The 5315-nt window shown below is 42.1% G+C and carries 5 protein-coding genes; 1 reads left to right on the top strand and 4 read right to left on the bottom strand.

The window, feature by feature from the left end:
- Nucleotides 1-59: 59 nt before the first annotated feature.
- From JW841_09235 to JW841_09220, 4 genes are all read right to left on the bottom strand, one after another.
- Nucleotides 60-167 carry an EscU/YscU/HrcU family type III secretion system export apparatus switch protein gene (locus tag JW841_09235; protein ID MBN1961117.1) on the bottom strand — a complete coding sequence of 36 codons (108 nt, stop codon included), beginning with the start codon at nt 165-167 and terminating at the stop codon, nt 60-62.
- Between the two features lie 150 nt (nt 168-317).
- Nucleotides 318-1121 carry a nucleotidyl transferase AbiEii/AbiGii toxin family protein gene (locus tag JW841_09230; GenBank protein MBN1961116.1) on the bottom strand — a complete coding sequence of 268 codons (804 nt, stop codon included), beginning with the start codon at nt 1119-1121 and terminating at the stop codon, nt 318-320.
- Nucleotides 1118-1759 (bottom strand): hypothetical protein, encoded by a 642-nt coding sequence (locus JW841_09225; protein MBN1961115.1) that lies wholly within the window; start codon nt 1757-1759, stop codon nt 1118-1120. Before JW841_09225 ends, JW841_09230 begins: the two co-directional genes overlap by 4 nt.
- A 112-nt stretch (nt 1760-1871) precedes the next feature.
- Nucleotides 1872-3053, bottom strand: a complete 1182-nt coding sequence (locus tag JW841_09220) for an ATP-binding protein (protein ID MBN1961114.1) — start codon at nt 3051-3053, stop codon at nt 1872-1874.
- Nucleotides 3054-3639: 586 nt separating this feature from the next.
- Here JW841_09220 and JW841_09215 point away from each other — a divergent pair.
- Nucleotides 3640-4809, top strand: coding sequence for a hypothetical protein (locus tag JW841_09215; protein MBN1961113.1), 1170 nt, complete (start codon nt 3640-3642; stop codon nt 4807-4809).
- Nucleotides 4810-5315 lie beyond the last annotated feature (506 nt).

The following is a 5315-nucleotide window of genomic DNA, read 5'->3' as shown; positions in this document are numbered from 1 at the left end:
TTTAATTGATGAAAGTGGTATTTGATAGTTTACGTGTTATAAGCGTTTAAGAATATGCGCTAATTTTTCCTACACGCGCTTTTGGGAACATTGCCCTCTTGTCGCAGCTTACGCAAACGCTCGGGGGTAGGCTCTTCTGTTTTTTCACCGGTGCCGCCGTCGCTCATGGGATCTTATCTTATCATGCTTGGGTGATAAAAAAGCAATTGTATCTAAAAACACTTTTACTCTTCGGCCGCTTAAGTATGTCGGGCCGAAAATAACTCCTTAAGCTAGAAAATGCAAAGAGAAAGACTTGACCCCGTTTTCCGTTTTCTTTACCCCAAAAGTCGCATCAGGTTTTCTTTGGTTAGCAGTGCCATATCGAAACTAGGTTCCAGAAACAGGCGCACATCAGCCAGAACTTGTTCCCAATCCAATCCCATCAATCGTGTACGTACCACTTGTCGCCAGTTCGTATTGGTAAGCTTGTCGCCTGTCCAATTCGTTTGTTGCAGCGCATTATTGAGCAATACCAGGTTTGGTGCTGGCCATTTTGGATCACTTAAGTACCATAGCAAATCGTAAATATCGCGGCCTTTGGTGTAGAAGCGCTGCAAGACGGCATGTAACTTGCCGGCCATCAGCGAGGCTTCATCATGGTGCTGCAATTGGAGCACTACAAAGCGACGAATCACCGTGGTGGCAAGGACCGCGCCGGTCGGTGGATTGGTATCCACCTCAATTTTTACCGCCAACACTTCAGCACGTTGGGGAGATAGTCCCAATTCATAAAGCAAAGCGGGGAAACGCACAAAGGCGCTGTGTACCGTTTTGGTGTCACTGACTTTTAACTCGATCGAATAGCCTTCATGATTTAGCTCAGAACGGATCGCCTTAAGGTATCGCCGAAAATCATACTGATCGTGAGCTTGTTCTAGGGCAAAATCCAGGTCTTCCGAGTAGCGACCGTGGGCATAAAGAAAGCGTAATGCTGTGCCGCCATGAAAGGCCAGCGGGATCATTGCACCAGCGCGTTGCCAAGCAGCTAAAATACGTGCCTGCAGATACTCGCGCGCCAGGTTGCGGCCTGCACTTGGTTGGGCTGCGCTGCGAACTAGTTCAAACAGGTAATCCTTCATAACATTTCGTACTCCTGCGCTTCGGTTTTAACCAACTTACGAATGACCTCAAAAGCTCGCAGCATTTTCGGGCTGCCAAAAATTTCCGCTTGTTGTTGCAGCGCGATCAAGTCGAGGCGTTCCAGGTTTTGCAGGCGCAATTCCTGCAAATAGGTTAGCGTGTCTCCGGCTGGTTGCAAATAAACCAAATCGAGCAGTGCTTTTTCAGGAGTGGCGATGAAAGCATGCTGCCCGCAACCTAGTTCATGCACGAGGTAACCCCGCAAATACAATGGCTTGATATGCTGAAAGGCAAAATTCCCAAGTGGGGTTGAATGGTATTCCGGCCTCCTTGTCGTGACACTGAACGTGGCATACAGGGTATCAGGGATCAACCCGAAAAAGGCCAGCGCCGATGACCCGCTAACATAAGAAGCCCGCTGCATGCGGTTGGCAACTAAGAAAGGATGGGGCTTCACTTTTTGATAGGGTGGAGCGAGAGCATATAGCCCCCGCCGCAGTTGGTACACCTTACCGCTCTTTGCCCATCGAGCAAGTTGTAAGCGTACGCCGGGCGGTTTGACATTGCCTGCCAGTAGCAAGGACGTTTCAAATACTGGCTCATCACTAACTAATTCTAGTAGGCGCTCGAATTCCATATCATTATGTTATCAATAAAGATAATATAATGCAATGCAATAGATATCGGTGCTCTAATGCCTAGCAATACTTAGCGGCGTCTGGCACCATGAGCTTGGGCTTGGCATTTTATCAGCATAATCCCGTTAAAAATTTGTCTGCGGAAATTATCCGTATTCCATTTGCCAGAATATCGATTCCAGATCGCCTGACAACCTGAAAACACCAGGGAATTTCTAACTTGGTTTTAAAACGGATGAGTGTCTTTGATGGATTGCAGTCCTGGAGTTTGACTTCAACAGCAAACCACGGTTTTTTGTCATTGGTCACAAGGAAATCTACTTCCCGTTTATCGAGGTCTCTCAAAAACTGAAGTTCTGCCCGATACCCTTCGCAGTCGTAAAGGTAATGAGTTAGTTTCAATAGATGTGATGCGATAAGATTTTCAAACCGGGCACTTTCATCGGCAACTTCTGACCAGTCCCAAAGGTACAACTTAGGCTCTTTTTTAAGTACACGAAGGGCATTGGTAGAATATGGGTAGATACGGAAACAATAATAAAACGATTCAAGCAGATCGAGCCATCGTTTGGCAGCCTTGAACGATACTTCAAGATCTTCACGAAGGGCATTGGTAGACAGAAGCGATCCGACTCGTGATGGAAGCAAGTCCGAAAGTAATTTCATACTGGCCAGATCGTTAACAATCGCCATCTCCTGTATGTCTTCTCTGAACATACGCTCAATCTTTTCATTGTGCCATCTTCGGATAAACCGCTCTTCTGCCTTGAAAAGCGGTTCAGGAAAACCACCGAATTTTTCAAGCAGATCAATGCCGTATGCCTGTGGCAGATTTTCAAACGACAGCTCCTCAAAGGGTATGACCGATGCACAAAAGCCATTCAGCTCTGCAAGTGAAAACGGATGTAATCGGTAATAATGATATCGCCCCTGCAAAGAATCCCCACCTCGGCGAAAGGTATCCATACGGGCACTGCCAGTCAGGATGAACTTGTACACATGCTTAAGCTTGTCATATTCACCCTTAATAAAATTCTTCCACTTTTTATATTTATGCAGCTCATCAAGAATCAGTAGCTTTGCATCGCCCGGCCAGAGTGAAGAAGAAATTTTTCTTCGATCTTCACGATTATCCCAATTTAAATAGCCTGCAGGTTGCAACTTTTTAGCAAGTAACTCTACTGCAAGAGTCGTCTTCCCAACCTGACGGGGCCCGCCGACAAAAACCATCTTTTCATCATTAAGATCTAAAAGCATATAGTTTTCTAAATAGCGTGTCTTCAGGATATCCATTCACCTACAATTACTTATAATTTTCCCTCAAGGCAAATATTTAAGCATTATTATTTCCCTCAAGGCAAATATTTAAGCATTTTGGGTTATTTTCATTCGGTGGGGAAAAGCAGGATAATAGTGTCCCGGGATAATAGTGTCTGGCACCATGGAGCTTAGCACCAAAGAAGTATTTTGCTGTTAAAAATCAACTAGCTACACGCTTACGGCTGCGCAAATACCAACTTGTCCGCCGCTTCAAACTGCCGGGTTTAACCTCTTGATATGTTTAAGTTATCGCGCGAGTGTAACGGTGGGCTGCTTCGCTTGATGAACTCCGATCGGTAATAAAGAATGTTCAAAAATAAACAACTAAATACATATGTTACCGATAATTAGGCTTGTTAGCTTAGAGAGATGAACAGTAACAAAAAAAAGGATCGACCCAATGGTTGAGAAAAATAGCAGTATTTCTGAAAGGCAATTAACTTAATCAGGTTTTTCTCATTCTGATAACTGTAATGTTTTTCGTCAGGTAGCGTCTTATATCGCCAACCTGCCTGGCAATGATAACCAGTCGTTGCAACTTTATGGACTTAAGTTTTCTGTGGAGGATTTAAAGTTATTAGCTGATTCATATTATTCTATCCCTGTAGCTAAGAAAAAAGCCTATCAGCAAATTTTAGCTAAGCTTCATAAACTCCGTATACCTACTCGTGACGATTTTGCCGCATTGCTATCTCGTCATCTATCAAAAGGAAAAATCAACACCACAGAATTACAAGACGAGATAATTAATAAGCGAGGATATAGCGGTGGTCCTTTAATGGAAACAATTCGTGAAGTTGCATTCGATGGGAATATTTCTGGTACAGACAACAATCGTTTGAATGAAGCTATAAAAATAGAAAAAATTCCCGGAGTGAAAACGCGATTTGGCCTTGATTTGCAGCCACCAGATTTAAAAAAGACAGTATTTGATATGGCAGATTGGTTCGCCAAACAGGCGAAGGTACAAAAAAACGGGCCAACCCCAAAACCGAATGCTGATTTTAAATGGGCAAAATTCATGGAAATTAGGTCCGCGTGGTCTCGTAATTACTCCAGATTGAATTTTTATAAATATAGCAATGCATTACATCAAAGTCATGGCATTACAGATGCCGATAAAATTCTTAACGATTTGAAACAACTTGCTCAGCGTGATCCATGGTTAGCTATAGAAACCTGTTTGCAACTACTCTCATGTGTTGATAGCCCTCCTATTGATGTTCTAAACAAAGAAGATACTGCGAAAAATAATGTTAGAAAAGACGCTACGAAAATAGCTATCGATTTAGTTAAAGAATTATCAGAAGATCAGATCTATGGCCTAGGTTCTAACGAATGTTGTGGCAATTTTGATAATGGGTTTTATTCAAGTTTAGCTCTTCTAATTCAATATTTACCTTTTCCTCCAACCATAGAGCAGTTTGAAGTATTGCTTAGGGCTATCTTTGCACTACCTGATGAGTACAATTATAAAAATGCTGCTTACAGGAAACTCATAGATAATGAAAATAGGTTTAAAAAAGATAGCAGTGTATTTTTTAAATTGGGCATTGCGTGGGCTAACGTGCTAAACAAAAAGGGAGAAATGATTAATCAAATGTCTATCTGTAGAGAAGAGCTTTCATGTCCGAGTTTTTGCGAAGGTTTTTTAAAAACTATTGATCAAAAAGCGCTTGAAAAGATCCCAGAAAAAATAAGTAACCAAATGAAGGCAGCTAAACAATAACTGTCTTCCAGTTTTAAATGTAATTTCGTCAAAGCAATAAAGTAAAAGTGTGTAGGAGAAATTAGCGCATCTATTGTTTATATTTTTAAATATGTAAAACATTTAAACCATCAACTACCGCTTTAAGTGTTTAAATATTTGCCATGCTATCGGTCTTATTGTCACAATTATTTAATACAAAGCGGTTTATAAAATCCCCACCACCTAGGGCGTCTGGCACCATGGAACTTAAGCCAAAGTATTAACGATCTGTGCTTGTGGTGCTTGACATTTATAGGGCTATGGCCCTACGAGCAGAAAGATCGTGTCAGCATCAAAACATAATAAACGTTCGCAACAGGTTGGTGAGCTCATCATGCATGAGCTGGCCCAGGTGATTACTAACGAGCTTTTAGACCCGCGCGTGGGTTTTGTTACGGTTTTTTGCAGATTTTATAAAGTGCTTTGGGAGTAAAAATTGTAATAGCAAAACTAATAGCAAGACTTATTTTTAATTGATGAAAGTG

The organism is Deltaproteobacteria bacterium, assembly GCA_016931625.1.
Classification (GTDB): domain Bacteria; phylum Myxococcota; class XYA12-FULL-58-9; order XYA12-FULL-58-9; family JAFGEK01; genus JAFGEK01.
Note: the sequence above shows the minus strand (reverse complement) of the source record. Positions and strands in the feature narration are given on the sequence as shown.